Annotated in this window: 21 protein-coding genes and 1 pseudogene; 7 read left to right on the plus strand and 15 right to left on the minus strand. The window is 74.0% G+C overall.

All coding sequences use genetic code 11. The features are described 5' to 3' along the window. Nucleotides 1–166: 166 nt before the first annotated feature. From ACIQVZ_RS10370 to ACIQVZ_RS10380, 3 genes are all read right to left on the minus strand, one after another. The gene (locus ACIQVZ_RS10370; protein ID WP_402448753.1) at nt 167–1,348 is read right to left on the minus strand and encodes an IS30 family transposase; all 1,182 of its coding nucleotides are present in this window, start codon (nt 1,346–1,348) and stop codon (nt 167–169) included. Nucleotides 1,349–1,791: 443 nt separating this feature from the next. Then, a complete protein-coding gene (locus tag ACIQVZ_RS10375) occupies nt 1,792–2,346 on the minus strand; it encodes an RICIN domain-containing protein (RefSeq protein ID WP_402448641.1) in 555 nt (184 codons plus the stop codon). 291 nt (nt 2,347–2,637) lie between these two features. Beyond that, entirely contained in the window at nt 2,638–3,447 is an 810-nt protein-coding gene (locus tag ACIQVZ_RS10380) for a hypothetical protein (RefSeq protein ID WP_402448644.1), read from the minus strand. A 253-nt stretch (nt 3,448–3,700) separates the two neighbouring features. On the opposite strand from ACIQVZ_RS10380, the pseudogene ACIQVZ_RS10385 reads away from it, so the two are divergent. Then, nucleotides 3,701–3,844: pseudogene (locus ACIQVZ_RS10385) on the plus strand (site-specific integrase); the annotation flags it as partial. An 81-nt stretch (nt 3,845–3,925) separates the two neighbouring features. On the opposite strand, the gene ACIQVZ_RS10390 reads toward ACIQVZ_RS10385, so the two are convergent. After that, nucleotides 3,926–4,684, minus strand: a complete 759-nt coding sequence (locus ACIQVZ_RS10390) for a phosphoglyceromutase (RefSeq protein ID WP_350878358.1) — start codon at nt 4,682–4,684, stop codon at nt 3,926–3,928. A 149-nt stretch (nt 4,685–4,833) separates the two neighbouring features. Here ACIQVZ_RS10390 and ACIQVZ_RS10395 point away from each other — a divergent pair, with 149 nt between their 5' ends. After that, nucleotides 4,834–6,201 carry an MFS transporter gene (locus tag ACIQVZ_RS10395; RefSeq protein WP_350878357.1) on the plus strand — a complete coding sequence of 456 codons (1,368 nt, stop codon included), beginning with the start codon at nt 4,834–4,836 and terminating at the stop codon, nt 6,199–6,201. A gap of 21 nt (nt 6,202–6,222) precedes the next feature. On the opposite strand, the gene ACIQVZ_RS10400 is transcribed toward ACIQVZ_RS10395, so the two are convergent. Beyond that, nucleotides 6,223–6,735: a YbjN domain-containing protein gene (locus tag ACIQVZ_RS10400; protein ID WP_363582360.1), complete on the minus strand. Its 513-nt coding sequence runs from the start codon at nt 6,733–6,735 to the stop codon at nt 6,223–6,225. A 120-nt stretch (nt 6,736–6,855) separates the two neighbouring features. Further along, nucleotides 6,856–8,226: a D-inositol-3-phosphate glycosyltransferase gene (gene mshA / locus ACIQVZ_RS10405; protein ID WP_402448756.1), complete on the minus strand. Its 1,371-nt coding sequence runs from the start codon at nt 8,224–8,226 to the stop codon at nt 6,856–6,858. A 218-nt stretch (nt 8,227–8,444) separates the two neighbouring features. On the opposite strand from mshA, the gene ACIQVZ_RS10410 reads away from it, so the two are divergent. After that, on the plus strand, nt 8,445–9,275 hold the full coding sequence (locus ACIQVZ_RS10410; protein WP_402448648.1) for a class I SAM-dependent methyltransferase: 831 nt from the start codon (nt 8,445–8,447) through the stop codon (nt 9,273–9,275). 456 nt (nt 9,276–9,731) lie between these two features. Continuing rightward, entirely contained in the window at nt 9,732–11,219 is a 1,488-nt protein-coding gene (locus ACIQVZ_RS10415) for a PP2C family protein-serine/threonine phosphatase (RefSeq protein ID WP_402448650.1), read from the plus strand. 88 nt (nt 11,220–11,307) lie between these two features. Here the strand turns inward: ACIQVZ_RS10415 and ACIQVZ_RS10420 are convergent, their stop codons facing one another. The 7 genes from ACIQVZ_RS10420 to ACIQVZ_RS10450 form a co-directional block, all read right to left on the minus strand. Further along, complete coding sequence (locus ACIQVZ_RS10420; protein WP_350878351.1) at nt 11,308–11,658, minus strand: DUF2516 family protein; 351 nt, start codon at nt 11,656–11,658, stop codon at nt 11,308–11,310. Nucleotides 11,659–11,781: 123 nt separating this feature from the next. After that, nucleotides 11,782–12,375, minus strand: coding sequence for a hypothetical protein (locus tag ACIQVZ_RS10425; protein ID WP_402448653.1), 594 nt, complete (start codon nt 12,373–12,375; stop codon nt 11,782–11,784). Nucleotides 12,376–12,377: 2 nt separating this feature from the next. Continuing rightward, on the minus strand, nt 12,378–12,836 hold the full coding sequence (locus tag ACIQVZ_RS10430; protein ID WP_350878349.1) for a helix-turn-helix transcriptional regulator: 459 nt from the start codon (nt 12,834–12,836) through the stop codon (nt 12,378–12,380). A gap of 69 nt (nt 12,837–12,905) precedes the next feature. Next, the gene (locus ACIQVZ_RS10435; RefSeq protein WP_402448655.1) at nt 12,906–14,021 is read right to left on the minus strand and encodes a MerR family transcriptional regulator; all 1,116 of its coding nucleotides are present in this window, start codon (nt 14,019–14,021) and stop codon (nt 12,906–12,908) included. 34 nt (nt 14,022–14,055) lie between these two features. Next, the gene (locus ACIQVZ_RS10440; RefSeq protein WP_402448758.1) at nt 14,056–14,895 is read right to left on the minus strand and encodes an RNA polymerase sigma-70 factor; all 840 of its coding nucleotides are present in this window, start codon (nt 14,893–14,895) and stop codon (nt 14,056–14,058) included. 97 nt (nt 14,896–14,992) lie between these two features. After that, entirely contained in the window at nt 14,993–15,259 is a 267-nt protein-coding gene (locus tag ACIQVZ_RS10445) for a hypothetical protein (protein ID WP_402448657.1), read from the minus strand. Then, the gene (locus ACIQVZ_RS10450) at nt 15,256–18,483 is read right to left on the minus strand and encodes an SNF2-related protein (protein ID WP_402448659.1); all 3,228 of its coding nucleotides are present in this window, start codon (nt 18,481–18,483) and stop codon (nt 15,256–15,258) included. Before ACIQVZ_RS10450 ends, ACIQVZ_RS10445 begins: the two co-directional genes overlap by 4 nt. Nucleotides 18,484–18,665: 182 nt before the next feature. Between ACIQVZ_RS10450 and ACIQVZ_RS10455 the strand changes: the two genes are divergently transcribed. Then, a complete protein-coding gene (locus ACIQVZ_RS10455; protein WP_350878344.1) occupies nt 18,666–19,274 on the plus strand; it encodes a YceI family protein in 609 nt (202 codons plus the stop codon). A gap of 207 nt (nt 19,275–19,481) precedes the next feature. On the opposite strand, the gene ACIQVZ_RS10460 is transcribed toward ACIQVZ_RS10455, so the two are convergent. Next, nucleotides 19,482–20,444, minus strand: a complete 963-nt coding sequence (locus ACIQVZ_RS10460) for a LysR family transcriptional regulator (protein WP_402448661.1) — start codon at nt 20,442–20,444, stop codon at nt 19,482–19,484. Nucleotides 20,445–20,556: 112 nt separating this feature from the next. Here ACIQVZ_RS10460 and ACIQVZ_RS10465 point away from each other — a divergent pair, with 112 nt between their 5' ends. Further along, on the plus strand, nt 20,557–21,837 hold the full coding sequence (locus tag ACIQVZ_RS10465; RefSeq protein WP_402448664.1) for an MFS transporter: 1,281 nt from the start codon (nt 20,557–20,559) through the stop codon (nt 21,835–21,837). A gap of 10 nt (nt 21,838–21,847) precedes the next feature. Beyond that, on the plus strand, nt 21,848–22,333 hold the full coding sequence (locus ACIQVZ_RS10470; protein WP_402448666.1) for a macro domain-containing protein: 486 nt from the start codon (nt 21,848–21,850) through the stop codon (nt 22,331–22,333). Here the strand turns inward: ACIQVZ_RS10470 and ACIQVZ_RS10475 are convergent. Further along, the gene (locus ACIQVZ_RS10475) at nt 22,318–22,875 is read right to left on the minus strand and encodes a GNAT family N-acetyltransferase (RefSeq protein ID WP_402448669.1); all 558 of its coding nucleotides are present in this window, start codon (nt 22,873–22,875) and stop codon (nt 22,318–22,320) included. The two genes, ACIQVZ_RS10470 and ACIQVZ_RS10475, sit on opposite strands and share 16 nt — an antisense overlap. Between the last annotated feature and the right edge of the window lie 160 nt (nt 22,876–23,035).

A 23,035-nucleotide genomic window follows, 5' to 3' on the forward strand; every position in this document is an offset into this window, starting at 1 on the left:
GGACTCCGCCACCCGTCAATGGTCTGAACCACTATTGGGACGAGCCCGGATCCGGCCGCCGACACCGACATCAACTCGACCTCCGCACAGGCCGGTTGAACGACGAAGGCCCCGCCCCCGGCGAACCGTGCTTGGGTTCAAGGGGTCCTCGCAACACCGCTTGATTTCAGACGGTGAGTAGATCACGTAGACGCTCGGCTGGGGTATCCCAGCCGAGCGTCTTGCGTGGGCGGCCGTTGAGCTCCTGGGCGACGTGCTCGAGGTCTTCGGGACCGTGCAGGCTCAGGTCGGTGTCTTTCGGGAAGTACTGCCGCAGCAGCCCGTTCGTGTTCTCGTTCGAGCCGCGTTGCCAGGGCGAGGCCGGGTCGCAGAAGTAGACGGGCATGTCGGTGGCCATGCTGAACTGCTTGTGACCTGCCATCTCGGCGCCCTGGTCCCAGGTGAGAGAACCACGCAGGTGAGCGGGCAGGGTCTGAACGGTGCGGACGAGCCCGTCGCGGACGGTCCCGGCGTCGTGGGCTCCGCCCGGCAGGTGAACCAGCATGGTGTAACGGGTGCTTCGCTCGACCAGGGTGGCGATCGCGGAGCGCCCGCCCGCACCGAGGATCAGGTCGCCTTCCCAGTGACCGGGCACGGCCCGGTCCTCGATGCCGGCGGGGCGGTCGCTGATCATCACCATCGGGTCGATGAACCGGGAAGTGCGCCGCTCAGGGTTGCGACGTGGCTTGCGGCGGGTCCGCCCGGGGCGGACGGCTGCCTGCACTTCCCGCTTCAGGCCGCCGCGGGCCTGGAAATACAGCGCCTGGTAGATCGTTTCCACACTCACCCGCATGCTCTCGTCGCCGGGATGTTCCCTCCGCAGAGCGTGGCAGATCTGTTCCGGTGACCACCGCCTGCGCAGCCTGTCCGCGACGAAGCGGCGCAGTCGTCCCTCGCGCAGCAGCTTGCGGTCCTTGGGCCGGGGCCGGCGCGCTGCCGCCGCCCGGTGGGCTTGGTAGGGCCGGTAGCCCTCGCTGCCCGAGTTCGCGTCGATCTCCCGCTTGACCGTGCTCGCGGGCCGCCCCAGGGCCCGTCCGATCGCCCGCAGCGACTGACCCGCCTCGCGAAGATCGCGGATCTGTTCGCGCTCGGCCAGTGTCAGGAACCGCGGGTGGAGCTGCTTTTCCAGGGCCCTCAAGCCGACCGGTGCTGTTGTCACACCGGCCATGGTGACGGTTCCCGCCCGGTAGTCGACGCGGCGCCCTCCGGGATAGGTGCGCGCATGGCGGGACTTCTTGACGCCCCGGTCCCAGTCCCTGGCCGTGCGCTCGTTCACGCCGACCTGCCGGGCTGCCACCCGGCGGGCTATACCGGCGGCCCGGAGCCGCTCGTACTCGTCCCGCCCGGAATGCCGACGCGGCGGGCCCACCGATCTCCGTCCGGCCTTCCGGGCCCAGGTGAAGGCGGTGTTCCGGTTCAGCCCCAACTCACGCGCCGCCACGGTCACGCTGCCTACGACATCCAGCCGCTCAAGGAAACGCTCCCGCAACCCGGCAAGATCACTACGCCCAACGCCCACGGTCCTCGCAACTCCCACAGCTCGCAGGTGTTGCGAGGACCGTTAGAACCCAAGGGGAGGCGGGGCCGTTTCGGCAAGTGGCTTACCTCTTGCCCTGGGTCTGGCCTGTCGGTTTTGCGGACCTGATCAAGGGGCCCTGACCTGGGGCTGAGCCGTCGACAGTTGTCATCGTTGGCCACCCTTGATCGACGCCGGACGGCCCGCAGACGGCCCGACTGGCTTATGGCGCGCGGCTACCCAGCGCAGCTGATCCAGGGGTAGCAGTAGTCCCACTCCATGTTCGCCTGCCGACCCCCAGCGGGCCACTGACGAACGGGAGCTCCGTTGTCGGTACGCCAGTCCGCAACCTCCAGAAACTTCGCACTATTCTGGTTCACCAGGTACTCGGCGATGTTCGGGTCGGACGGAATCCCAGGGCCGACCTCGCGGTAGCTCCATGCCTGGTTCGCGCCGCCAGTGCAGTACCACTGACGGGCAGGGGCGCCGGCGTCGGTGCGCCAGTCCGCAATTTCCAGGCACTGACCGCTGTGCAGGTTGACGAACTGCGTCCCGTTGGAGCCCTGGACGGCCAACCACAGCTGGTTGTCTCCACCGGTGCAATCCCATTGCCGGGCAGGGGCGCCAAGGTCCATGCGCCAATCGGCGATCTCAAGGCACTTCCCACTGTTGTGGTTCCGCAGTGGGTGCGCCTGCAGGGCGCTCGCCGGTGTGGCCCCCACCCCAGTCAGCAGCCCTGCAGCTACCGCCGCTGCCGCGAGAACTCTGACGACTCCCATCCGCCTGCGCATGGTCCCCTCCTGTTACTCCGCCAGCCGACATCCGGCCAATCGAGGGAGGAGCCTAGCTTCCGGCCATCTCGGACCGAATGGCCAGGGCTCTCCCTGCCGTCCGCTCGAAAAGCGCACCCGACTGCCTGTTAGGTAGGTCCACGGTCCGCACCAGGATGAAGCCCTGCCCCGGGTAGTACCGATGCAGCCCCGGGTTCGTCTTCCACCCGTCGAGCCGAAGCCTGGGCTTCCCCGCAGCCGCCGCACGGGCCGCTGCCCAATCCAGCATCCGCGCACCTGAGCCAGGTGCCGTCAGGACAGCTGGCAGAACGCCACGGTTGCGTCGTCGCCCGACTTGAAGCGCGGCCAACGGCGTCCGTCCGGATCTGTGGCCTCAACCTTCCGAACCTCCGAGATCAGGCCGTCCGCGCCAGCCTGGCGGAGCGTTGCGAACGCGTCCGCCCAGGATGCGGTGCGGTACTCCGTCACAAGGCGGGAGACCCCGTCCGACAGGACGGCCGCCGAGCGGACGCCAGCGAGCGGCACTGAACCTGTGAGCGCGTTGTGCGCCGCTTGGCCGCTGGAGGCGGCCACCCAGTAGCCGTCCACGGTGTTCCGGGTGAGCCGCTGGGCCTCGACCATCCGGCGGACGGCCTCTGCATGCTCGGGCGTTCCGGTGGCGAACCGCTCCGTTTCGGCGCGGAGTTCGGGCACCATGGTGTCCACCCGAAGGTCGGTGACCACCTGGTAGTCGTCGGCCCTCTCGAAGACGATCGGCGAATCGGCGAGAACCAGGTAGTCGAACCGGTCGACTCCGGCCCGCAGGATCGAGACCGTGGCCGATGGCGTACCGGGGTTGCCGAGATCGCAACCGGGGTGGAGCTCGGCGACCTGGTCGAGAGCCTGCTCCAGCCCGTCATCCAGCGGCTGGCCGGGCTCCGCCAGCGCGGCCACCAGGTGGCCGCCCAGCTGGGCGACGTACCACGGGACGCCGTGCCGACAGCCGGTGTCGAGCCCGGCCGTGCTCAGGCCGTCCAGGACGACGGCGAGCGTGGGCGTGGCTGCCACCCAGTCTTCGTTGGGGTTCGCGCCGCCCGGAGCGGTGGCGATGGAGACGCGCATCTGTCAGCCCTCGTGTCGGTAGATCGGGGTAACCCTGCTGCTCTCCAGAACTTCCAGGGTCTGCGGGTCGTAATGGCAGGAGATGAGCGTGGAGAACCGCTTCGTCCGAACCTCGTGGTACAGCTCGCCCAAGTGGTTCTCCAGGTAGTGCACGACGCCGTTCGCGCCGATCGCGTGGATACCCGCGACGTAGAGGAAGGTCCCCTTGCCGTCAAGGAGAGGGAGCCGAGCAAGGTAGCCGACATCCCCGGCCAGCATCAAGGCCGTCAGTGAGTACCTGGGCCACGCCGATCCGGGGCTGACGCTGCGGGTGTACGCCCACCTGATGCCGGACAGCTGGCACCGGGCCCGGACGGCCATGGAAGGTGTCTTCGGAGTCCAAGATCACGAGGGCTGACGGCCCACAGACGGTCCGGGAACGCCGATGGCCCCTCACCAGTGCCAAAAGCGCAGGTGAGGGGCCATATGGCTGTTGGGGCTACTTCTTGCCCTGGTTCTTGACCGCCTCGATGGCCGCGGCGGCGGCGTCGGCGTCGAGGTAGCGGCCGCCCTTGGTGACGGGCTTGAAGTCGGCGTCGAGCTCGTACACGAGCGGAATGCCGGTCGGGATGTTCAGGCCCGCGATGTCCTCGTCGGAGATGCCGTCGAGGTGCTTGACCAGCGCGCGCAGGCTGTTGCCGTGGGCGGTGACCAGGACGGTCTTGCCGGCGGCGAGGTCCGGGACGATGGCGTCGTACCAGTACGGGAGCATCCGGTCGACGACGTCCTTCAGGCACTCGGTGCGCGGACGCAGCTCGCTCGGGATGTCCGCGTAGCGGGCGTCACCGGCCTGCGAGTACTCGGCGTCATCGGCCAGCACCGGCGGCGGGGTGTCGTACGAGCGGCGCCACAGCTGGAACTGCTCCTCGCCGAACTCGGCCAGGGTCTGGGCCTTGTCCTTGCCCTGCAGCGCACCGTAGTGTCGCTCGTTCAGGCGCCAGCTGCGGCTGACCGGGATCCAGTGGCGGTCGGCCTTGTCCAGAGCGATCTGCGAGGTGCGGATCGCGCGGCGGAGCAGCGAGGTGTGCAGCACGTCCGGGAACAGGCCCTCGGCGGCCAGGAGCTCGCCACCGCGCGCGGCCTCCTTCTCGCCCTTCTCGTTGAGGTCGACGTCGACCCAACCGGTGAACAGGTTCTTCTGGTTCCACTGGCTCTCGCCGTGGCGGAGCAGGATGAGTCGGTACGTCGTGTCAGCCATGGCCCCCAGCTTAGTGGAGGCAGGGAAAGCGCTGGTCCGGACCTACGGCAGATGTGTAATGTGTGCACCGCCTATCTGACACTTACATACGTCGGCTGACCGGACCTGCCCGTGCCGCTCGGCGGACGCCTGCCCCGGGAGCCCCCCACATGCCCGTCGCCCTGATCACCAACCCCCGGATACGAAGGCTGATACAGGAGACGGTGGGCGGGCTACCACGGCAGTTCTGGTGGCTCTGGGTGAGCACGCTGGTGAACAAGCTGGGCGCTTTCGTGCTCACCTTCCTCGCGCTCTACCTGACCACCAACCGGGGCTACTCGGCCTCCTACGCGGGCCTGGTGGCCTCCCTCTACGGCCTCGGTTCGGCGGTCGCCGCGATCGGCGCCGGCGTGCTGACCGACCGGATCGGCCGGCGCCCGACCCTGGTCGCCGCGCAGCTCGGCACCGCACTGTTCACCGCCGTGCTCGGCTTCACGGACGGCCAGGTGGCGATCGCCACGGTGGCCTTCCTGGTCGGCCTCTGCAACAACGCCACCCGGCCCGCGACCTCGGCGATCATCGCCGACATCGTCCCGGCCGAGGACCGGGTCCGCGCGTACTCGCTCAACTACTGGGCGATCAACATCGGCTTCGGCCTCTCCGCCGCCGTGGCCGGCCTGATCGCCACCCACGGCTACCTCACGCTCTTCCTGCTCGACGCGCTCTCCACCCTGGTGTGCGCGGTGGTGATCTTCATCCGGATCCCCGAGACCAAGCCGCAGGACTCGCCCCGGCATGGGAAGGGGACGGACGAGCCGGCGGTCGGCCTCGGCGCGGTGTTCCGGGACGGGCGGTTCATGGCCGTCGTCGGGCTCAACCTGCTACTCGCCCTGATCCTCCAGCAGGGCAGCACCACCCTGGCCGTCGACATGGGCGCCGCGGGCATCAGCTCCACCGAGTACGGGCTGGTCATCGGCCTGAACGGGCTGCTGATCGTGGTGCTCCAGATCCCGCTCACCCGGTGGATGGAGGCCCGCTCCCGGACCGCCATGCTGATAGCCAGCTGCCTGATCACGGGCTGGGGCTTCGGGCTGGCGGCGCTGGCCGGGTCGTCCGCGTGGCTGTTCGCCCTCTCGGTGGCGGTCTGGACGGTCGGCGAGGTCCTGAACGCGCCGACCATCATGGGCCTGGTCGCCGAACTGGCGCCGACCCACGCACGCGGCCGCTACCAGGGCGTCTACTCGCTCTCCTGGTCGCTCGCCTCGTTCCTCGGCCCGGCGATCGGCGGTCTGCTGCTGCAGCACGCCGGCTCCGCGGTGCTCTGGATCGTGTGCGGGGTCTGCGGCACGGTCGCCGCGGCCGGGCACGTGGTGCTCGGACGGCGCACGGACGCGACGGCGGGCCTCGCCGGGGCGGTGCCGGAGGCCGCGGTGACGGAGGTGCCGGTGGTGCCGGTGGCCGAGGAGCCGGTAGCGGAGGTGACGGCGACCGAGGTGCCGGAGCCCGCCGCGGAGAAGAAGGCTCCGGCGGGCATCTGAGCGCGCCGCCCCGCGGCCGGGTCAGTCGGCCGCCGGGGCGGCCAGGTGGGCGAAGGCGGCCAGGTTGCGGGTGGACTCCCCGCGCTTGGTCCGCCACTCCCACTCGCGTCGGATCGCCGAGGCGAAGCCCAGCTCCAGCAGGGTGTTGAACGGCTCGTCGGCGTTCTCCAGCACCGTCCCGAGCAGCCGGTCCACGGCGTCCGGGGTGAGCGCCTCCAGGGGCAGGCGGCCGGCCAGGTAGACGTCGCCGAGCGGGTCGATCGCGTACGCGACGCCGTACAGCCGGGTGTTGCGCTCCAGCAGCCAGCGGTAGACGGCCTCGTGGTTCTCGTCCGGTCGGCGGATCACGAAGGCGTTCACCGACAGGGTGTGGTCGCCGACCCGCAGCGCGCAGGCGGTGCTCAGCTTGCGGGTGCCCGGGAGCGTCACCACCAGCGTGTACGGGTCGGTGGCGGCGGGTTCCCAGGCCGCTCCGGCGTCGTCCAGGGCGGTGCGCAGGAGGGTCAGGGCCTCGTCCTTGGTGCGGATTGCCATGGGGGTGACGTTACTCGGCGGTACCGGGGGCGCGCACCAGCGGTGCGTGCCCCCGGCCGCCGTAGTCGGACCGCAGTCGGACGGCGGCCGACTCGTGGTCAGGTCGTAGTCCGGCCGCGGTCAGGCCAGCCGCCGCCGGGCGGCGGCCAGGCGACCGGCCGGGCGGGCCAGGCTGCCGGCGTACACCTCGGCGGTGCCGGCCGCGGCGGTGTCCCAGCCGAAGCCGGCCGCGTGCCGGGCCGCCGCCGCGCCGCGCCGGGCGACCAGGCCCCGGTCGGTGACGTACGGCTCCAGCGCGTGCGCCCAGGCCGCCGGGTCGTGGCCGTGCACCAGCGTGCCCGTCTCGCCGTCCCGCACCGCGACCGGCAGGCCGCCGACCGAGGCCGCCACGACCGGGGTGCCGCAGGCCTGCGCCTCCAGCGCGACCAGCCCGAAGGACTCGCTGTACGAGGGCATCACCAGCGCCGTCGCCGCGTGGTACCACTGCGCGAGCTCGGCCTGGCCGACCGGCGGGTGGAACCGCACGACATCGCTGATACCCAGCTGGGCGGCGAGCTTGTGCAGGCTCTCCGGCCGGGCCAGTCCGGTGCCGGACGGACCGCCGACCACCGGCACCAGCAGGTGCTCGCGCAGCCCCGGGCGGCGCGCCAGCAGCTCGGCGACCGCCCGCAGCAGCACGTCAGGGGCCTTCAGCGGCTGGATCCGGCCCGCGAAGAGCAGCACCGCGGCGTCCTGCGGCAGGCCCAGCCGGGCCCGGGCGGCGGCCCGCTCCGACGCCCCGCCGGGGCGGAAGACGTCCAGGTTGACGCCGGGGTGGACGACGGCCAGCTGGTCCGGCCGGGCGGCGTAGTGCAGCGCCAGCTCGGCGGCCTCCTCGGTCGTGTTGGCGATCAGCCGGTCGGCCGCCTCGACCACCTGGGTCTCGCCGATCACCCGGGCCGCGGGCTCGGGCGTGTCGCCCTCGGCCAGCGCGGCGTTCTTGACCTTCGCCATGGTGTGCATGGTGTGCACCAGCGGCACCCCCCAGCGCTGCGCGGCCAGCCAGCCGACCTGCCCGGAGAGCCAGTAGTGCGAGTGCACCAGGTCGTAGTGGCCGGGGCGGTGGCCGGCCTCCGTCCGCAGCACCCCGTGGGTGAAGGCGCACAGCTGGGCGGGCAGGTCCTCCTTCAGCAGGCCCTCGTACGGGCCGGCGGTGACGTGCCGGACCAGCACGCCGGGGGCCAGCTCGACGGTGGGGGCGTCGTCCGAGCAGATCGCCCGGGTGAACACCTCGACCTCGATGTTGAGCGCGGCCAGGCGCTTGGCCAGCTCGACGATGTAGACGTTCATCCCGCCGGCGTCCCCCGTGCCGGGCTGGTGCAGCGGCGAGGTGTGGACGCTCAGCATCGCTATCCGGCGCGGGCGGCGGCGGCCCGGGACGAGCGACTGGAGCCGGCCCCGCGCGGGCGCGGCGGGCTGGGCACGGCGTACCGAACGGACGGGGTGCTGGATCACCTGGCTGAAGCCTCCTCTGTGCGGCCCGTCTCGGCGGCCCGCGCACGGGCCGCCCGCTGTCCGGTGTGCGCTGCCCCGTCCCGGGCACACATCACCACCAGACAGCCAACCACCCGGCCCGCGTCCGGCATTCCCGGTCCGGCGGACGAGATGCCGGACGGGGTGACGTCCCAGGTCACAGCGGTGCCGACGCGGACCCGACTACCCTTCCAGGCATGGCTGCCTCCTTCGACTCCGCGACCGCACCCGCCCGTGGGCGGACCGGACGGCCGGTGGGGACGGTCACCCGGGGCACCACCAACACCAATCGGCTGCGGCGGATGGACCGCTGGATCGCCCACACCCTCGGCCGCACACTGCGCGCCGGTGGACGCCCGCCGGTGGCGGTCGACCTCGGCTACGGCGCCGCGCCGTGGACGGCCGTCGAACTGGCCGGGCGGCTGCGCACGGTGCGCCCGGACGTCCGGGTGGTCGGGATCGAGATCGAGCCGGAGCGGGTCGCGGCCGCGCTGCCGTACGCCGAACCGCCGCTGCTCACCTTCCGGCGCGGCGGCTTCGAGGTCCCGCTGGACGGCGGCGCGCCGGCCCAGCTGATCCGGGCCGCCAACGTGCTGCGGCAGTACGACGAGTCGGCGGTGGCCGGGGTCTGGGAGCGGCTCTGCGCCCGGCTGGCCCCGGACGGGCTGCTGGTGGAGGGCACCTGCGACGAGATCGGGCGGCGGCACGTCTGGGTCGCGCTCGGCCCGGAGGGGCCCCGGACGGTGACCTTCGCGGCCCGGCTGGGCGGCCTCGGCCAGCCCTCCGACCTGGCGGAACGGCTGCCGAAGGCGCTGATCCACCACAACGTGCCGGGTCGGCCGGTGCACGGCTTCCTGGCCGACTTCGACCGGGCCTGGGCGGCAGCCGCGCCCTACGGGGCGTTCGGGGCGCGGCAGCGCTGGGTGGCGGCCTGCACGGCGCTGGCGGGCGACTGGCCGCTGGTGGACGCGCGCGGGCGGTGGCGGCAGGGCGAGGTCACGGTGCCCTGGAGCGCGCTCGCGCCGTAGCGGGTCGCGCGGCCGGGGCCGCCGGCCCGGAACGGACCGGGGCCCGGTGCGGGTGAGCGACTCACCGCATTCACTCGAACGAGTTATCGAATACCACTGGCGTGTTGACGCCCCATCACGTCACCATGGACGCCGCCGGACGACCCGCCCGTGCGCCGTCGCCGCCCGGCGCCACGGCGTCCACCTGCGGCCCCCGACGTCACCCTCGACCAGGGTGATCCGCGTCACCCTCGCCCGTCCCCTTTCCTTCCCCGCCAACGCGGGGATCCCAGCCGTCGTCCGAGTCAGATCACCGCACCGCCACCGGCGTGGCAAAAACCACAACAGCGCCGGTCGGCCAGAGAAATCCCCGGAGATCACGTTATGGTCGCGAGAAGTTCCCCGGCGCACGGTGCCAGGCGGGCACTGCGGACGGGCGCTGACCGTTACGCACTCGGGGAAAGGGAGGAACCACCGATGCCCGCAACGGGAGACGGGCGGGCACCTGGTGCCACGAGCCTGTCGGGCGCCCAGGCCGGCGCCCCCGTTGACCATGCCCGCAACCGCCCGTCCCCGACCGGCCCGACGCCGGCCGGCCCGGTGACGGCCGCTCCCCCGATACCGCACCCCCGACCCCAGAGCGGACACGCCCCGGCCCCCGCCACGACCCCCGCCGCCGGCAGCACCGCGCCGCTCAAACTGCTGGTGATCGAGGACGACGCCTCCGACGCCCAGCTGATCAAGGCGGCGGTCGCCGACAGCGGCACCTCGATCGAGATCCACTGGGCCCGCGGGCTGGAACAGGCCACCGAACTGCTCGCCGTGTCCCCGTCCGGCACCCGGCGCGGGCGCTCCCGCGGCAGCGATTTCAGCTGCGTGCTGCTCGACCTCGCCGCCCCCGCCGACCTGCCGCACCCGTCCGACGACTCCGACGGCCTCGAGGGCCTGCACGAACTGCTCCGCCGTGCCCCGCACACCGCGGTCGTGGTGCTCACCGACGCGGCCGGCGCCGAACTGGGCGCGGCCGCCGTCGCCGCGGGCGCCCAGGACTTCCTGATCAAGCACGCGACGGACGGCCCGCTGCTGGGCCGCGCCCTGCGCTACGCCGTCGAGCGCAAGCGCGCCGACGAGTCGCAGCGCCGCCTCGTCGAGGCCGAACTGCGCGGCCAGGAGAACGCCCGCCTCCAACGCCACCTGCTGCCCACCCCGCTGCTCGACGGCGCGGGCCTCTCCTTCACCCGGCGCTACCGCCCGGGCCGCCGCCGCGCCCTGCTCGGCGGCGACTTCTACGACGCCGTCCGCACCGACGACGGCACCGTCCACGTCGTGATCGGCGACGTCTGCGGCCACGGCCCGGACGAGGCCGCGCTCGGCGTCGCCCTCCGGATAGCGTGGCGCACCCTCGTCTTCGCGGGCCTCACCGGCGAGGCCCTGCTGACCACCCTCCAGCACGTGCTGGAACACGAGCGGCGCAGCGACGAGATCTTCGCGACGCTCTGCATGCTCGTCATCGAGCCGGACGGCGCCAGCGGCGGCCTCGACTCGCTCGGCGCCGGCGAGCCCGCCCGGCTGTACCTCGCCGGGCACCCGGCGCCGCTGCTGCTCGGCCGCGACCACCAGCCGGTCACCCTGCCCGCCGACCTCGCCGGTCCGGCGCTCGGCCTGCTGCCGTGCCACGACGGGCAGGCCGCGTGGCCCGCCCACCAGCTCGAACTCCAGCCCGGCTGGCGGTTGTTGCTCTACACCGACGGGCTGATCGAGGGCCGGGTCGGGGCCGGCTCCCGCCGCCTCGGCCAGGACGGGCTGGCCGAGCTCATCGGCGACCACCAGTCCGCCGGGCTCACCCGGGGCCGGCTCGTCGACAGCGCCATCGCCGAGGTCGAGGAGCTGAACGGCGGCGCGCTGACGGACGACGTCGCGGTGCTGCTGCTGGAACGCAACCCGGTGCAGCTGATTCTCGGCTGAGCCTGCCGGGCAGGCAACGGCGAGGCCCGGGCGGGGAGTTCACCCGCCCGGGCCTCGCCGTCGCCTGATCGTCGCCCGATCGCTCGGCCTACCAGGGGCCGTACGGACCGGTGTTGCTGCGGCCGCCACGGCCGCCACCACCGGTCAGCTCCCGGATCGCCGGGCGCACGTCCACCATGTAGACGATCGACGCGACCAGCCCGGCGAGCGTCCCGATGCCGGTGAAGAAGTTCACCCCGAACAGCAGGTCCCAGCCGAAGGCGATCGCCAGGATCGCCAGCCAGAACGGCTTGGTCTTCTTGTCCGCCGCCCGGTAGGCGTCCTCACGGCGGGTGATCGCGTCGCCCAGGGCGAACAGCTTGAAGCCCAGGATGGCGACGGACAGCCACCAGATCGGGTTCAGGTAGGCCAAGTCCAGAATCTGGGCCACTCCGCCCATCGCGCTCTCCTCTGTCTCTCGCCTCCGGCGCTCCGGCCACCGCCCATCCTGGCACGGTCGACCGTCCGCTCTCCTGTCAACGTCCTGCGGTCACCGGATGTGCCCCGTCCGGCGGCCCTTCCCTCACTCCGTGCGGTCGGCGGCCTTCCGGGTGCGGGCGGCCTTCTTCGGAGCGGGCCGGGTGTCGGTGGCCGGGGTGTCGGTGGCCGGGGTGTCGGTGGCCGGGGTGTCGGTGGCCGGGGTGTCGGTGTCGTCCTCGACCAGCTCGGCCTCGACCGGCTCGGACGCCCAGGCGGGCTCCGGTTCCCCGGCCGGCCGCCCCGGCTCGGCGGGCGCGCCCGGGCGGGCCCGGTCCACCACGACCTTGCCGCGCTCGGCCAGCTCGTCGTACGTCTCCTTGGCCTTCACCGCCAGCTCGACCGCGCGGCCGACCTGCTGGAGGGCGAAGCCCTGCGCCCGCTCCTGCAAGGTCCGCAGGTCGACGGGGAGCGTCGTGACGGTCTCGGTGACCTTGGCCTGCGCCTCGGCCAGCTTCGTCTGCGCCTCCTGGAACCGGGCGGTGGCCTTCTCCTGCGCGCCCTTGCGGTCCGCGGTGAGCGCCTCCACCCGGCCCGGCACCTCGCGCAGCTTCTCGTACGCGAGATCCCCGGCGCCGGCGATGGCGTACAGCGGGGTCGGGTCGCTGAGGGTCTTCTTGATCTCGTCGGTGATCGGCATGCTTACCGGTCCTCCCGGTGGGTGTTCTGGGTGGCTGAGCCGTCGGTCGTCGGGCCGGAGGCTGGTGGAACGCCGGTGCCGGCCGCGGGCGACCGCTCGGCCACCGCGCCCCGCTGGACGGCGTTCTCCTTCAGGAAGGCGTCGTAGACCGCGAGCAACGCCTGCTTCTGCTGCTCGTTGATCAGCGGATCGGCCAGGATCGAGGCCCGCAGCTCCAGGCCCTCACCTCGCCGCTCCTCCAGGATCCCGGCCTGGACGTACAGCGTCTCCGCCGAGATCCGCAGCGCCTTCGCGATCTGCTGCAGGATCTCCGCGCTCGGCTTGCGCAACCCGCGCTCGATCTGGCTGAGGTACGGGTTCGACACGCCTGCGGCCTCCGCCAGCTGGCGCAGTGAGTACTGCGCGTTCCGGCGCTGCTCGCGGATGTACTCGCCCAGCGAGCCGACGTTCAGTGAGGCCATACCAGCAGACTGCAACATCCTGCTTGCAGATGCAAGCAGGATGCTAACAACAGCAAACGGCGGGCGGGCTCAGCCGAGGTCGGGGACGCGGACCGGCATCAGGAGCGAGAAAGTGCCCTCCCGGCCCGGCGTGCGGATCGCCAAGGGGGCGATCGGGCCGCCGAGTTCGAGCACCAGCTGCTCGGGGCGGCCGACCCGCAGGGCGTCCAGCAGGAAGTCGCGGTTGACCGCCACCCTCAGGTCTCCGGACGCGGATTCGGGGCCGGGCTCGGCACCGGCCACCGCCAGGCGGCCGTCCGCCGTGAGGGTGAGGACGGTGACCGCGCAGTCCGCGCCGTTCGGGCCGGAGGGCAGGGTGCGGGTGGCGCCGGTCTCGACGGCGCCGCGCAGTTCGGCGGCGGACAGGTCGATCCGGTGCTCCGGTTCGAGCCGGGTCAGCACCCGGTGGTCGGGGTAGTCGAAGTCCAGGGCCGCGCCCTCGATCCGGTGGCCGCCGGTCTCGGCCCGGACCAGGCCGCCGCCGAGGGTCACCGCGACCTCGGCCGCGCCCGCGACCGCGCCGAGCAGCGCGCGCAGGGCGTCGACCAGGGCGGTGGGGACGATCGTGCCGCCGTCCGACCGGTCGGGTGCCGTGGTGGCGGGCACCTCGGCGAGCGCCATCCGGTAGCGGTCGGTGGCGACCAGGCGCAGCACCGGGCCGTCCGGTTCGAACAGCACTCCGGCGAGCGCCGGCGTTTCGGGGTCGCCGCCGACGGCGAAGCGGACCGCGTCCAGTGCGGCGGCCAGCTCCCCGGCGGGGACGGTGAAGCGGACTTCGGCGGGGGTGGTGGTCATCGGTTGCTCCCTCTGGTCGATCGTCACGCGGATCAGGGAGAGCTCGCGGCGGGCGTCGGCGAGACCGTCCTCCAGCCGGCGCAGGTGCGCGTCGAGCACCCGCGCGGCCGCGCCGGAGCCGGGCGCCGCGCCGAGCACGGCGCGGATGCCGGCCAGCGGCAGACCGACCCGGCGCAGCCGGGCCAGCAGGCGGGCGTCGGCGAGTTGCCCGGGCCGGTACCAGCGGTAGCCCGTCTGCGGGTCGACCCAGGCGGGGGTGAGCACCTCGGCGCCGTCGTAGTAGCGCAGGGTGCCGACGCCCAGGCCGCTGGCGCGGGCCAGCTCGCCGATGCTGTGCAGCTCGCTCTCCATGCCGGTGACTCTGCGGGCTCGACCAGGTCGAGGGTCAAGCCCGGCCGGCGAGGTGGGCGAGCTTCGACGGGTTGCGGACGATGCGCAGCTCGGCGATCCGGGGCCGGCCGTCGGCCCCCTCGACGAAGTCGAACACCGAGACGGCGTCGATCGCGCCGTCCTGGGTGACCAGCAGCCCCGGCTGGCCGTTGACCAGGACCGGCCGGAGCTCGGCGCCCTCGCCCAACTGGCCGAGCACCCCGAGCAGGAAGCGGGCGACGTTGTCGGCGCCGGTGACCGGGCGCAGCGCGGCGCGGACCACGCCGCCGCCGTCGGTCCAGGAGGTGACGTCGGGGGCGAGCAGGTCCAGCATCCGGTTGAGGTCGCCGCCGACGCAGGCCGCGAGGAACTCGTCGGTGGCGCGGCGGCGCAGCTCCGGCGGGGCGTCGTAGCGCGGCCGGCGGGCCCGGACGTGCGCCTTGGCCCGGCTGCCGACCTGTCGGCAGGCGGCCTCGGTGCGCTCCAGCGCCTCGGCGATCTCCCGGTAGGAGAAGCCGAAGGCCTCGTTGAGGACGAAGACGGCCCGCTCCAGCGGGGACAGGCTCTCCAGCACCACCAGCAGGGCGAACGAGACCGTCTCGGCGCGCTCGACGTCGGCGGTCGCGTCCGGCTCGGCGACCAGCGGCTCGGGCAGCCAGGGGCCGACGTAGGCCTCGCGGCGGACGGCGGCCGAGTCGAGCCGGTTGAGCGCGAGGTTGGTGACCGTCCGGGCCAGGTAGCCGCCCGGGTTGGCGACCGGGCCGGTGACCCCGCTCCAGCGCAGCCAGGTGTCCTGGACGAGGTCCTCGGCGTCGGCGACGCTGCCGAGCATCCGGTAGGCGATACCGAAGATCATCCGGCGGTGCCGCTCGAAGTCGTCGAGGGCGGGGTCGGTGAGGGTGTCGGTCACCGCTCCGACGCTACCGCACGGGCGGCGGCGGGCCGAGGCCTCGTCAGCCGCGGAACGCCTCGTACGCGGGGGCGAGCAGGGTGGCGAGGTCGCGGCCGCGCACGGTGACGCCGGAGCGGCCGAGACGGCGCAGCGAGGGCTCGTCGGGCTCCTCCTCGGGCCCGGGCGGGGCCGGGCGCAGGGTGAAGCCGCCGCCCCAGTAGGCGGCGACGTTCACGGCGCGGGCGTTCCCGGCGGGGGTGTTCCCGGGTTCGGCGTCTACGGCGGGGGCGTTCCCGGGTGGGGCGGGGGCGGAGTGGTCGGGTGTCATGCGTCCTCCTCGGCGACGGCGTCCTCACGGGTGAGCGCGACCAGTTCGCGCAGCGCCTCGACCGGCAGATCGGTGAGCCAGCGCTCCCCCTCCCCCACCACCGCCGCGGCCAACGAGCGCTTGGCGGCGAGGAGTTCGTCGATCCGCTCCTCGACGGTGCCGACGCAGACCAGCCGGCGGACCTGGACGTCCCGGCGCTGGCCGATCCGGAACGCGCGGTCCGTAGCCTGCTCCTCGACCGCCGGGTTCCACCAGCGGTCCAGGTGGATCACCTGATTGGCGGCGGTCAGGTTGAGACCGGTGCCGCCGGCCCGCAGCGAGAGCAGGAACACCCGCGGCCCGTCCGGGGACTGGAAGCGCTCGACCATCTCCTCGCGGCGGGCCCGGGGGACGCCGCCGTGCAGGTAGAGCACCTCCTCGCCGAGCCGGCGGGCCAGGTACGGGCGCAGCATCGTGCCGAACTCGGCGTACTGGGTGAAGACCAGCGTCCGGTCGCCCTCGGCCAGTGCCTCCTCCAGCAGCTCCGCCAGCCGGGCCACCTTGCCCGATCGCTCACCCAACGCCGAGCCGTCGTGCAGCAGTTGGGCCGGGTGGTTGCACACCTGCTTGAGCTTGCCGATCGCGGCCAGCACGGTACCGCGCCGCTCCACGCCCCGGATCCCCTCGACCCGCTGCAGCAGGTCGGCCACCACGGCCTGGTAGAGGCCCGCCTGCTCGGCGGTGAGGCTGCACCAGACGGTCATCTCCTGCTTGGCCGGCAGCTCGGCGGCCACCGCCGGGTCGGACTTGAGCCGGCGCAGCACGAACGGGGCGGTACGGCGCTGGAGTTCGGCGGTGCGCTCGGGGCTGCGGTGCAGTTCGACCGGGATCGCGTAGCGCTCCTTGAAGCGCTCGGCCGGGCCGAGCAGCCCGGGGTTGGCGAAGTCCAGGACGGCGTGCAGTTCGGCGAGCCGGTTCTCCACCGGGGTGCCGGTCAGGGCGATCCGGTGGCGGGTGACGGGCAGCGCGCGGACGGCCCGGGACTGGGCGGTGCCGGCGTTCTTGACGTACTGCGCCTCGTCGGCGACCACCCGGCGCCAGCGGATCGCCCGCAGCGCGGCGAGGTCGCGCTGGACCAGCCCGTAGGTGGTGATGACGAGGTCCACACCCTTGACGGCGTCGGCGAGTCGGTCGGCGCCGAGGCGGCCGGAGCCGTGGTGGACGTGGCGCCGCAGCGCGGGGGCGAAGCGCTCGGCCTCACGCTGCCAGTTGCCGACCAGGGACATCGGGCAGACCAGCAGGGTGGGGCCGGCCGCCCCCTCGGCCTGCTCGGCGGCCAGCAGGGCGAGCGTCTGGACGGTCTTGCCGAGGCCCATGTCGTCGGCCAGCACGGCCCCGAGGCCGAGCCCGGCCATCGCCCGCAGCCAGGCCAGGCCGCGCTCCTGGTAGGGGCGCAGGGTGGCCCGGAAGTCGGGCGGCAGCGCGGGGGCGGGGGCCGGGGCGGCGCGCCCGGCGAGCAGGTCGCCGAGCGGGCCGTCCGCGCGGACGGCGGTGACGGGCAGCCCGGCGACGGTCGCCTCCGGGTCGAGGGCCAGCCGCAGCAGGTCGGCGGTGGCCAGTACGCCGTCGCGCCGGTCGGCGAGGAAGGCGAGCGCGGCGGCGATCTGCTCCGGGTCGGCCTCCAGCCAGGTGCCGCGGACCCGGACCAACCCCTGTTTGGCGGCGGCGAGTTCGGCCAGTTCCTGCTCGGTGAGCGGCGCCCCCTCCGGGCCGAGCGCGGCCTGCCAGCGGAAGGCGACCACGGCGTCCCGGTCCACCTGGGAGGCGACGGCGAGCGAACCCGGCGCGGGCGGGGTGGTGGCCCGCAGGGCGAGCCCGAGCCGGGGCCGGCGGCGCCACCAGGCGGGCAGCAGCACACCGAAGCCGCCCTCGGCGAGGGCGGGCGCGGCGGTACGCAGGAAGTCCAGCGCGCCGGCCCGGTCGAGCGGCAGGGCGGCCGGGCGGGAGCGGTGCCGCAGACCGTCCAGGGCCGGCCAGCGGTGGGCGGCGCGGGCGAGCTCGGTGACCAGGACGTCGGCCGGGTCCGGCGCCTTGCGGGCCAGCGCGGCGTGGGCGGCGCCGCCTTCGTACAGGTCGGCGGCGCGGACCAGCAGGGAGGGCTCGTCGACGGCCTGGAGCAGGAACTCCAGCTGCCAGGCGTCGTCGGAGGGGCGGCCCTCGGGGTCGTCCGGGTCGGGCCCGAGCGGCTCCAGCAGGCGGAAGCAGAGCCGGAGCGCGGGCGCGGTGGGCTCGGCGGCGGCGTACCAGGCGGCGAGTCGGCGGCGCAGTTCGGCGAAGCCCTCGGACCGGACGTCCGTGAGGCCGCCGTCCGGGGTGGTCAGGGCGTGCAGCCAGCGTTCGGCGGCGGCCCCCACCGCGGCGGCCGTCGTGGTGGGGGCCGGCGTGGTGTCGGCCGGCGTGGTGTCGGCCGGCGCGCCACCGGTTCGGGCGTCGCCGGTCCGGGCGCCGCCCGGGCCCAACGGGGGCGTGCCGGCCAGGGCGGCCCGGGCCTCGGCGTCCACCAGCGCGCCCAGCGCGGCGTCCAGCAGGGCCTCGCCGGTGCCGGCGCCGCCGCCCGGCCACTCCCCCAGCAGGACGGGCGGGCAGCCGTCCGCCAGTGCGGCGGCCTCCCGGCGGCCCGCCGGGGTGGGGTCGGGCCGCCAGCGGGCCTGCGGGCGGGCGTCCGCCAGGACGGGCAGCGGCAGCACCCGGCCCCGGCCGACCGTTCGCCAGGCGAGGTCGTGCACGCCGGTCAGCCAGCGCAGCGAGGGGCCCTGGACGACCTCGACGCGCCCGGTGCCGGGCAGATCGGTGCTGGTGACGGCCCAGTGCGGGTCGAAGACCTCGCCGAGCAGTTGGGCGGCCGCCCCGGTGTCGAAGAGCAGCGCGGGGACGCGCCAGGGCGCCAGGACCGCCGCGCCCCGGACCGGGGTGACCGGCAGGTCGGGCGAGGGCGCGGGCAGGGCGCCGGTGGTGGGCAGCAGCAGGGTGGCCCAGCGCTCGGGGGCCTGGCCGGCGAGCCAGCCGAGGCCGGGCCCGATGCCGCCGAGGACGGCGGCGAGTTCGCCGGCCGGGCAGGCGTAGGGGTGGGCGCGCGGGGCCGCCCGGCCGGGGCGGGGCGCGGCGGTGCCCGGATGGGCGCGGGCGTCCTCGGCCCACAGGGCCAGCCGTCCGCCCGCCCGCCAGAGCGCGTGCAGGACGAACATGCGGGAGGCCTTCCGGTCGGCGGAACCGTCCTTCGCAGCCTAACCGGGCGGTCCGACAGTGCCGCTCCGCCAAGTCTTTCGCGAAACGCCGAGGACTGTGGTTGAAATTTGAACGAAAGCGGCCTACGCTGAAGCCAACAAGTTGAAGCCTAAACAAATGGCTTCGGACCCGAGGAGGAGCCATGGGCCTGTTCAACCGCACCAAGACCGCCACCCCCACCGCCGTCGCCGAGACCCCGACCGGCCCGGACCTCGCCCACCTGACCGGCGACTGGACCATCGACACCACGCACAGCGAGGTCGCCTTCTCGGTGCGCCACGCCATGGTGACGAACGTCAAGGGCCGCTTCACCGAGTACGACGGCAAGCTGCACCTGGACGGCAACGCCCCGGGCAACTCCTCCGCCGACCTGGTGATCAAGGTCGCCAGCATCGACACCAACCAGGCCCAGCGCGACGAGCACCTGCGCACCGGCGACTTCTTCGCTGCCGACACCTACCCGGAGATCCGCTTCCGCAGCACCTCGGCCGAGCGGCTGCGCGGCGACACGTACCGGATGAGCGGCGAGCTGACCATCAAGGACACCACCCGCCCGGTGGTCCTGGACCTGGAGTACACCGGCAGCGCCACCGACGCCTACGGCGCCGAGCGGGTCGGCTTCGAGGGCAGCGCCGTCCTCGACCGCACCGAGTTCGGCCTGACCTACAACGCGGCCCTGGAGACCGGCGGCGTGCTGATCAGCGAGAAGGTCAAGCTGAGCTTCGACATCTCCGCCGTCAAGGCGGCCTGACCCGGCCGTCCACGACTGCCACCCGGGCCACCGGACCCGCCACGCGGCCCGGTCCGCCCACCCACCGCCCCTGCCGGCCCCCCGACGGCAGGGGCGGTGTCGCGTCCCCACGGTTTGTCGCGTCCCCACGGTTTCCGGCGGCCCCGGCACCCGGCCCTCGCCCGGCCCCGGCACCCGGCCCTCGCCCGGCCCCGGCACCTGGCCCGGTCACCCGAGCAGCGCCGCGTCCGCCCCCGGAAGCCAGCCGCCCGCCGGCCGCCGCAGCCAGCCCTCGGCCGCACCGAGCCCGGCGGCCGCGGCGCCCAGGGCGGCCAGCCCCGGGTGGCGCTCGCCGGGCCGGTGCACCAGGCTGACCAGGCTCAGCGGCACCGGCTCCACCAGCGGCACGTTCACCGCCCCCGGAATCCTCGGCCCGCCGACGGTGGTCAGCATCGGATCGCCGTGCCGGGCCAGGTAGCGGGCCGTCTCGTCCACGCCCACCGGCGGCACGTACGGCGCGGCCGGCGTCAGGCCGTGCTCGCGCAGCAGGCGGACGCCGAGATCGGCCCACTCGGTGGTGGCCGGGTTCCCGGCGCAGACGTCGACGGGGTGCCCGGTCAGCTCGGCGACCCGCAGCACCGGACGGCCGGCCAGCGGGTGGGTGTCCGCCATCATCACCGAGATCCGCTCCAACCGGACCGGCCGCTGGGCGAGTTGGTCGCGCAGCGGGGCGGGCAGTCCGGCGAACCGGCCGAAGGACACGTCCAGCCGGTGGGCCAGCAGTTCGGCGGCGGCCGCGGCGAGGCCGCCGTGGAAGCGGGCCAGCAGTTCGCCCTCCGGCCAGGCGGCGCGGGCGCGTTCGAGCACCCGGTCGGCGGTGAGGTCCGGGCCGGTGACGTCGCTGTTGAGGTCCAGCAGCAGCGGCCGGGCCGCGGCGCCCGTCAGGATCTCGTCGTGCAGGGCGAGGAGCCGGCGCGCCCGGGGCAGCAACCGCTGCCCGGCCGGGGTGAGTTCGACGCTGCGGGTGGTACGGGTGAACAGCGCGTCGCCGAGCAGTCCCTCCAGAGTCCGGATGTCCCGGCTGAGCGCCTGCTGGGCGATGTGCAGCCGCCCGGCGGCCCGGCCGAAGTGCAGGCTCTCGGCGGTCGCGACGAAGCCGCGGAGCAGACGGGGGTGCAGGTCGCGGGGCATGGGCGGCAGATTAACAACAGCCTGCTGTGAATGCGACGGAACAGGTGTTGGACCGCCACCGGGCACCGACGGGAGGCTGCTGGGCGTCCCCCTCACTCTCCCCTGGAGCCCGATGCCCTCGCGCGCCCTCCTCACCTCCTACCGGCGGCTGTTCGCGGCCCCCGGCACCGCCGCCTTCACCCTCGCCGGGCTGCTCGGCCGGCTCGCGCTGTCGATGAACGGCGTCTCGCTGGTCGTGCTGCTCGCCGAACGGCGCGGCTCCTACGCGCTGGCCGGCACCGTCTCGGCGGCCGGGCTGGTCACCGGCGCGATCGGGATGCCGCTGCTCGGGCGGCTGGTGGACCGGTACGGGCAGGCGCGGGTGACCGTACCGGCCGCGCTCTACAACGCCGCCCCGCTCGTCGCCCTGCTGCTCTGCCTCCGGCTCGGCGCACCCGGCTGGACGCTCTACGCCTGCTGGGCGGCCGGCGCGGCCGCGCCCAACCTCGGCGGCATGGCCCGGGCCCGCTGGGCGCACCTGTACCGGGCCGACCCGGCCGCCCGGCACCTGGCCAACTCCCTCGAACAGTCCCTGGACGAACTCTGCTTCATGGCAGGGCCCGTCCTCGCCATGACGCTCTGCACGGCGGTCGCCCCGGAGGCCGGGCTGCTCGCCGCCGGGGCGCTCGGCACCACCGGCGCCCTGCTGTTCGCGGCCCAGCGACGCACCGAACCGCCGTTGCCCGCCCGCTCGGAGGGCGACCGCCACGGCTCGCCACTGCGGGTGCCCGGGCTGCGGGTGCTGCTGCTCGCCTTCCTCGCCACCGGCGTCGTCTTCGGCTCGACCGAGATCACCACCGTGGCGTACGCCGACGCGCTCGGGCACAAGGCGGCGGCGGGCGCGCTGCTGGCCCTGGTCGCGGGCGGATCCTGCCTGGCCGGGCTGCTGTTCGGGCTGCTGACGCCACGTCGGTCGACCGGGGTGCGCTTCCTGTCCGGGGCCGCGGCGATGGCCGGGGTACTACTGCTGCCGCTCGCCGCCGGACTGGGCGGGGCCGGGCTCGGCCTGCTCGGGGTCGCGCTGTTCGCGGCCGGCACGGCCACCGCGCCGACCATGGTGACCGGGATGACGCTGGTCCAGGAACTGCTGCCGGGGCGGCAGTTCAACGAGGGGATGGCGGTCGCGGTGTCCGGCATCGTGGTCGGCATCTCGGGCGGCGCGGCGCTCGCCGGCGCGGTCGCCGAGCACGCCGCCCCCGGCACCGGCTACGCGCTGCCGGCCTGCGCCGCCGCGCTCGCCCTGCTGATCGCCCTGGCCGGGCGGCGGCACCTGCGCGCCGACGGGGTCGGGACGGCACCCTCCGCCGGGGCCCCCGCGGATAACGCCGAGCGAACTGTCAGTACCTCGGTCTAGCGTTCGGGGCATGGCGGAAATCACCTATGTCCGAGGCGATGCCACCGCGCCGCAGGGCAAGGGCGTGAAGGTGATCGCGCACGTCTGCAACGACCTCGGCGGCTGGGGCAAGGGCTTCGTGCTCGCGCTGTCCAGACGCTGGCCCGAGCCCGAGGCCGCGTTCCGGCGCTGGCACCGGGAGCGGGAGCGGGCGGGGAACGACTTCGGGCTCGGCGCCGTACAGCTGGTGCAGGTCGAGCCGTACGTCTGGGTGGCCAACCTGGTCGGCCAGCGCGGCATCCGGACGGGGCGCTCCACCGGGGTACCGGTCCGGTACGAGGCGATCGACACCGCGCTGGCCGCGCTGGGCGACCACGCGCGGGAGCTCGGCGCCTCCGCCCACATGCCGCGGATCGGCTGCGGGCTGGCCGGCGGGCGCTGGGAGCGGGTCGAACCGCTGGTGTCCGCGCGGCTGGTGGAGCGGGGGGTGCCGGTGACGGTCTACGACGTCGGCTGAGCCGGCACCGCCCGCGCCGCGAGGCTCTGGGCGGGCCAGCTGTACACGCACTCGGGCAGCACGTACCCGCCCGGGAACACGCCCTCCTGCACCCGCGTCCGCACGCCGCCCTCGCGCTCGTAGAAGGCGATCGCGCGGAGGTTGTCGCGCAGCACCTCCAGGTACAGCTCGGCCCCGGGGTGCCGTTCGGCGACGTGGGCGCGGGCTGCGGCGAACAGCGCGCGGCCGATGCCGCCACCGGTCCGCCCGGGGCGGACGTGCAGGTTGTCGACCAGTACCCGGCCGTCCGGCTGCGGGACGAGGTAGATGAACCCGACCGTCTCCCCGGCCTGTTCGGCGATCAGCAGTTCGGGCTCGGCGGCCGGATCGCCGTAGTCGACGGTCAGCCGCAGCTCCCACAGCTCGCGCCGCTGGGCGGGCAGCCCGTCGCCGAGTGCGTCCGCGGGGACGATCCCGCGGTAGGCGGTGCTCCAGCTGTGGGCGTGCAGGTCGGCGACGGCCGCGGCGTCCTGCGCTGCGCCGCGCCGGATGGTGGTCTGCACGGGACTGATCATGTGACGAGCCTCCCACAGATTGGAGTTGAACATGTTCAAGCGAAGCCTCTACAGTGCTCACATCATTTTGAACGCGTTCGAAATGGTGGGGGTGGTGGATGTGGCACCGAGCGCGGAGGGGATGCCCGGTGCCGCGTCCACCGACACG

Origin of the sequence: Kitasatospora sp. NPDC098663, from assembly GCF_044760075.1 — a bacterium.
In the GTDB taxonomy this organism is placed as follows: domain Bacteria; phylum Actinomycetota; class Actinomycetes; order Streptomycetales; family Streptomycetaceae; genus Kitasatospora.

What these genes read in the sequence shown, in the direction of transcription:
- ACIQVZ_RS10375 (WP_402448641.1), bottom strand. Translation starts at nt 2,346, where the DNA reads ATGCGCAGGCGGATGGGAGTCGTCAGAGTTCTCGCGGCAGCGGCGGTA.
- ACIQVZ_RS10380 (WP_402448644.1), bottom strand. Translation starts at nt 3,447, where the DNA reads ATGCGCGTCTCCATCGCCACCGCTCCGGGCGGCGCGAACCCCAACGAA.
- ACIQVZ_RS10390 (WP_350878358.1), bottom strand. Translation starts at nt 4,684, where the DNA reads ATGGCTGACACGACGTACCGACTCATCCTGCTCCGCCACGGCGAGAGC.
- ACIQVZ_RS10395 (WP_350878357.1), top strand. Translation starts at nt 4,834, where the DNA reads ATGCCCGTCGCCCTGATCACCAACCCCCGGATACGAAGGCTGATACAG.
- ACIQVZ_RS10400 (WP_363582360.1), bottom strand. Translation starts at nt 6,735, where the DNA reads ATGGCAATCCGCACCAAGGACGAGGCCCTGACCCTCCTGCGCACCGCC.
- ACIQVZ_RS10410 (WP_402448648.1), top strand. Translation starts at nt 8,445, where the DNA reads ATGGCTGCCTCCTTCGACTCCGCGACCGCACCCGCCCGTGGGCGGACC.
- ACIQVZ_RS10415 (WP_402448650.1), top strand. Translation starts at nt 9,732, where the DNA reads ATGCCCGCAACGGGAGACGGGCGGGCACCTGGTGCCACGAGCCTGTCG.
- ACIQVZ_RS10420 (WP_350878351.1), bottom strand. Translation starts at nt 11,658, where the DNA reads ATGGGCGGAGTGGCCCAGATTCTGGACTTGGCCTACCTGAACCCGATC.
- ACIQVZ_RS10425 (WP_402448653.1), bottom strand. Translation starts at nt 12,375, where the DNA reads ATGCCGATCACCGACGAGATCAAGAAGACCCTCAGCGACCCGACCCCG.
- ACIQVZ_RS10430 (WP_350878349.1), bottom strand. Translation starts at nt 12,836, where the DNA reads ATGGCCTCACTGAACGTCGGCTCGCTGGGCGAGTACATCCGCGAGCAG.
- ACIQVZ_RS10435 (WP_402448655.1), bottom strand. Translation starts at nt 14,021, where the DNA reads ATGGAGAGCGAGCTGCACAGCATCGGCGAGCTGGCCCGCGCCAGCGGC.
- ACIQVZ_RS10440 (WP_402448758.1), bottom strand. Translation starts at nt 14,895, where the DNA reads ATGATCTTCGGTATCGCCTACCGGATGCTCGGCAGCGTCGCCGACGCC.
- ACIQVZ_RS10445 (WP_402448657.1), bottom strand. Translation starts at nt 15,259, where the DNA reads ATGACACCCGACCACTCCGCCCCCGCCCCACCCGGGAACGCCCCCGCC.
- ACIQVZ_RS10450 (WP_402448659.1), bottom strand. Translation starts at nt 18,483, where the DNA reads ATGTTCGTCCTGCACGCGCTCTGGCGGGCGGGCGGACGGCTGGCCCTG.
- ACIQVZ_RS10455 (WP_350878344.1), top strand. Translation starts at nt 18,666, where the DNA reads ATGGGCCTGTTCAACCGCACCAAGACCGCCACCCCCACCGCCGTCGCC.
- ACIQVZ_RS10460 (WP_402448661.1), bottom strand. Translation starts at nt 20,444, where the DNA reads ATGCCCCGCGACCTGCACCCCCGTCTGCTCCGCGGCTTCGTCGCGACC.
- ACIQVZ_RS10465 (WP_402448664.1), top strand. Translation starts at nt 20,557, where the DNA reads ATGCCCTCGCGCGCCCTCCTCACCTCCTACCGGCGGCTGTTCGCGGCC.
- ACIQVZ_RS10470 (WP_402448666.1), top strand. Translation starts at nt 21,848, where the DNA reads ATGGCGGAAATCACCTATGTCCGAGGCGATGCCACCGCGCCGCAGGGC.